Source organism: Geodermatophilus chilensis, from assembly GCF_002802985.1.
GTDB lineage: Bacteria > Actinomycetota > Actinomycetes > Mycobacteriales > Geodermatophilaceae > Geodermatophilus > Geodermatophilus chilensis.
The window spans coordinates 1-4086 of the sequence record NZ_NVPT01000268.1; the positions used below are offsets into that span (position 1 = coordinate 1).

Here is a 4086-nt window from a genome sequence, read left to right on the forward strand (position 1 = left end):
TGCTGGTGCACCGACGACAGCGGGAAGCCCCACGGCCGGAACAGCAGCGCGCGGTCCTCGGCGAGCGGGGCGGCGCCGTTGCGCAGCCCCTCGGTGAACAGGTCGACGAGCGCGTCCCAGCGGGTGTGGCGACCGGCGGGGAAGCGGACCTCGGCGCGGGCCCGCCGGCGGGAGCCCGGCAGGTACCAGCGGTGCGCCCAGAACGAGCCGGGCCGGGCCAGCCGCACGGCGCCGACCAGCGCGACCAGCGGGACGAAGACGCCGACGACGCCCAGCACCACCCGGCCCTTGAGGATCGCAGCCACGGCGAAGAGCAGGTTGGCCGCTACCGTTATCCACAACAGTATTTCACCACCGGCGTCGTCGGCGTCGAACGGGTTGGCGCCGACGAGCAGCAGCCCGCCGACGACCAGGGCGACCAGGACGGCGTCGATCGAGCTGCGGCCCTGGCGGCTCCAGTAGACGTCCTCGAGGTGCAGCCAGAGCGCGAACTCGTCGAGGGTGAGGGCGGCGCCGGCCCCGAAGAGCACCGCCAGCAGCTGCACCCACGGCGGGCCGGGCCGGTAGGTGAACTCGAGGGTGCCGGTGCCCAGCAGCAGGAAGATGCCGTAGACCTCGTGGTGCACGTGCACCCCGCCGACGCTGGCGTCGCGGAACGGCCCGCGGCCGGTGCGGATGGCCCGGGTGACCAGCCGGGTGACCAGGAACGTCAGCAGGAACGCCAGCACCATCCAGCCGACGACGGCCCGGCGGCCGGCCAGGTCGGGCAGCAGTTCCGGAGCGACGTCCACCCGTCACCTCCGCGCGCCGCAACCCGGTCGCCGCCGATGGTGGTGCCGTCCGGCGCCCGTCGACAAGCGGGTCGGCCGCGGGGCCGTCCTGCCGCGACCCGCCGTCAGCGGGCCAGGAAGTGCACGCCGAGCCACAGCCAGGCGAGCAGCACCGCCGTCCGCCCGGGGGCGGTGCGCATGACCGCGCCGACCGTCTCGGCGGCCGTCGCCGGGCCGGCGCCGCGGCGGGCGGCCGCCTCCAGGACGAGGGCCGCGAGCAGCAGGGCCGCGAACCCGACGGCCCCGGTCACCCCGGCCGCCGGCGACCGGGACGGGCGACCAGCCAGGCGCCGGCCGCCAGCCAGCCCAGCGTCGCGGCGGCCCGCGCGGCCGGGTGGGCCAGCACGGGGTCGGCCAGGTCGCTCAGCGTGGGCCGGTCGTCGTCGGCCAGGGTGGCCAGCTCCCAGGCCGCGGCCGCCACCAGCCACACCAGCCACGGCGCTCCGCGGCGGCCGACCGGCGGCGCCGCCGCACCGGCGCGCCGGGCCAGCCCCACCCCGGCGACGACGAGACCCGCGGCGGTCACGGCGAGCAGCGCACCGGCCGACAGCTCGCCCGCGACGGCGACCGTGGCCGCGCAGGCGGCGGCCGCGGTCGCACAGGTGAGCCGGCGCAGCAAGCGGGAACACCCCACCCGTGCATGCTGGCGCAGCGGGCCGCGGGAGGGTCGTCGTCCTCACCGCGGCGCTCCTCCCGGTGCTCGCGACCTGGAACAACCTGGTGGTGCACCGGCTGCCGGGCCGTCCCGGCTCCTACGTCGTGGCCAACGTCGCGGCGACGGCCGTGCTGCTCGCCGCCGCCCGCGCCGCCGGGCTGTCGTGGGCCGAGCTCGGGTTCGACCGCCGTCGCCTCGTGGCGGGCGCGCGGTGGGGCGGGGGCTGTGCGGCGGTCGTCGCGGCCGGGTACGCGGGCGCGCTGGCGCTGCCCGCCGTCCGGCCGCTGCTGGCCGACGCCCGGGTGGCGGGGCTGGACGGCGGGGAGCTCGCCGGCCAGGTGCTGGTCCGGATCCCGCTCGGCACCGTGCTGTGGGAGGAGGTCGCCTTCCGCGGGGTGCTGCTGACGGCGCTGGGCCGGCTGCTGTCTCGGCGCGGCGCGACCGGGATCTCCGCCGCCCTGTTCGGCCTCTGGCACGTCCGGCCCACGCTCGGGGCACTGGTGGCCAACGACCTGGCGGGCGGTCCGCTGGCGCGCACCGGCGCCGTGCTGCTGGCGTGCCTGGGCACCGCGGCCGCCGGCGTCCTCTTCGCGGAGTTGCGGATCCGCAGCGGCAGCCTGCTCGCCCCCGCCCTGCTGCACCTGGCCACGAACTCGCTCGGCGTGCTGGCCGGGGCCGCCGCGCACCGGCTCGCATAGCGGCTCCCTAGACTCGTGCGGGATGACGACGGCGAGGTGGCGGGCGGCGCTCGCCGTCCTCGCGGTGGTCGCCGGCGCCCTCGCCGTGCTGACCAACCTGGCGCTCTTCCCGCTCTACTCGCTCAACCGCGACGACTCCGTCTACGTCGCCATGGCCGGGCTGCTCGAGACCGGCGCGGCCACTCTGCCCGCCGACCACGACCCGTTCCGGCCGTGGGCCTCGGCGGTGGTCGGCGACCGGGTCGTGCTGAAGTACACGCCGCCCTGGCCGGCCGTGATCGCGGCCGGCGACCTGCTCACCGGCTCGCCGCGGGCGGCCCTGGCGCTCAGCGCCGCGGCCGCCGCGGTGCTCGTCGCGCTGTTGGCCGCCGAGGTGCTGCGCGACCGCACCGTCGCCCTCACCGCCGGCGCGCTGTTCGCGCTCTCGCCCGTGGTCGCGGTGCAGAGCGGCACCTTCCTGCCGTACCTGCCCGCGCTGGCGCTGGGCCTCGGCGCCGCCGTCCTGCTGCTGTCGGGGGCACGGCTGGGCTCGACGCCGCGGCTGGTCGCAGCCGGTGCGGTGGCCGGGGTCGCCGCCTTCGCCCGGCCCTTCGACGCGCTGCTCACCGTCGCGCCGTTCGGGCTGGCCGTCCTGCTGGCGCGGGAGCGCGGTGGCCTCTCCCGCCCCGGCCTGGTCCTGCGCGTCGCCGCCGGGGCGGTGCCGGTGCTGGCGCTGACGCTGGTCTACAACGCCGTGGTGGTCGGCGGGCCGTTCTCGCTGCCGTTCACCGTCACCGGTCCGCAGGACACCTTCGGCTTCGGCGACCGCGGCGTCTTCCCCCAGCGCACGGCGGACTTCACGGCCGCGGACGGTGTGACCGGGATGCTGGCCAACCTGGCCGCGACGCCGGGTTGGGTGGCCGGCGGGGTCGTGCTCGTGGCGCTCGCCGTCCTCGGTCTGGTGCGTAGCCGGGGCGCGGCGCGCTGGCCGGTCGCCGCCCTCGCCGTGGTCGTGCCGCTGGGCTACCTGCCGTTCTGGGGGCCCTGGGCGATCGCCGAGCAGTGGGAGGGGCTGGAGCTGTTCGGCCCCTTCTACACCCTGCCGGTCGTCGTCCCGCTGGTCGTGTTCGGCGCCGCCGGCCTGCTGCGGGTGGCGCGGCGGGGGCGGCCGCTGGCCGCCATCCTGGTGGTGGCGATGGTCGGGCTCACCGCGCTCGCCGTGCCCGGCCCGGTCGCCGGGCACCGGGCGGTGACCGCGGAGTACCGGGCGGTGCAGCAGGTGGTGGAGGACGCCGGCCTCGACGACGCGCTGCTGTTCCTGCCGCTGCGGGGCGACCTGGGCTTCGTGAGCGACACGCCGTTCCTGGAGAACGCCCCGTCGCTGCAGCAGCCGGTGCTCTACGCCGCGCAGCGCGGCGCGGCCGACCTCGCGCTGGTCGCGCGCTTTGCGGAGCGCGCCCCGTACCGGCTGTCGGAGGACGACGAGGGCCCGCCGGTCGTGGAGCCGCTGCGGGTGGACGCCGGTGCGCAGCTGACCCTCCGGCTGCGGCTGGCCGTGCCGCCCGACGCCTCCTCCGCCGTCGCGTACCTGCGGGCGGGGGACCGCACCTACGAGCAGTCCCTGGACCCGTCCGGCGAGGTGAGCTGGACCGTCGCGGCGCCCGGCGCGGCGGCCGACCCGGGTGCGGTGGTGCTCGACGACGCCGGCGTGCTCGCCGTCGGCCTGGCGGTCCGCTCGCCGGGGGACGACGGCCCCGGCGACCGCTGGGAGCGGCGGATGGCCCACCGCACCGTGGACGACGGGGCGCGGCTGGAGCTGCTGCGGCCGGGCCAGGCCTGGGCGCGCACCGACGGCGGCGGCTGGGTGCCCGACGCGACCGGCAGCCCGGTCGAGGAGGTCGGTCGGGGCTAGCCGGGGTGGGCG

General features: G+C 78.1%; 5 protein-coding genes. 2 read left to right on the forward strand and 3 right to left on the reverse strand.

Annotation, left to right across the window (positions count from 1 at the left end; all coding sequences use genetic code 11):
• The 3 genes from CNO22_RS25945 to CNO22_RS25955 form a co-directional block, all read right to left on the reverse strand.
• Positions 1 to 791, reverse strand: a 791-nt coding sequence (locus CNO22_RS25945; protein WP_232807367.1) for a hypothetical protein, incomplete at its 3' end; no start/stop codon positions are given.
• 104 nt (positions 792 to 895) lie between these two features.
• Positions 896 to 1081, reverse strand: coding sequence for a DUF6186 family protein (locus tag CNO22_RS25950; protein WP_100502130.1), 186 nt, complete (start codon positions 1079 to 1081; stop codon positions 896 to 898).
• Positions 1078 to 1464 carry a hypothetical protein gene (locus tag CNO22_RS25955; protein ID WP_100502131.1) on the reverse strand — a complete coding sequence of 129 codons (387 nt, stop codon included), beginning with the start codon at positions 1462 to 1464 and terminating at the stop codon, positions 1078 to 1080. Before CNO22_RS25955 ends, CNO22_RS25950 begins: the two co-directional genes overlap by 4 nt.
• Positions 1465 to 1466: 2 nt before the next feature.
• Between CNO22_RS25955 and CNO22_RS25960 the strand changes: the two genes are divergently transcribed.
• Together CNO22_RS25960 and CNO22_RS29880 are read left to right on the forward strand one after the other, a co-directional pair.
• Positions 1467 to 2183 (forward strand): CPBP family intramembrane glutamic endopeptidase, encoded by a 717-nt coding sequence (locus CNO22_RS25960; protein ID WP_100502132.1) that lies wholly within the window; start codon positions 1467 to 1469, stop codon positions 2181 to 2183.
• Positions 2184 to 2205: 22 nt separating this feature from the next.
• Positions 2206 to 4074: a glycosyltransferase family 39 protein gene (locus CNO22_RS29880; RefSeq protein WP_100502133.1), complete on the forward strand. Its 1869-nt coding sequence runs from the start codon at positions 2206 to 2208 to the stop codon at positions 4072 to 4074.
• Positions 4075 to 4086: the final 12 nt, after the last annotated feature.

Coding starts and splice junctions, on each gene's coding strand:
- CNO22_RS29880 (WP_100502133.1), top strand. CDS start 2,206: ATGACGACGGCGAGGTGGCGGGCGGCGCTCGCCGTCCTCGCGGTGGTC.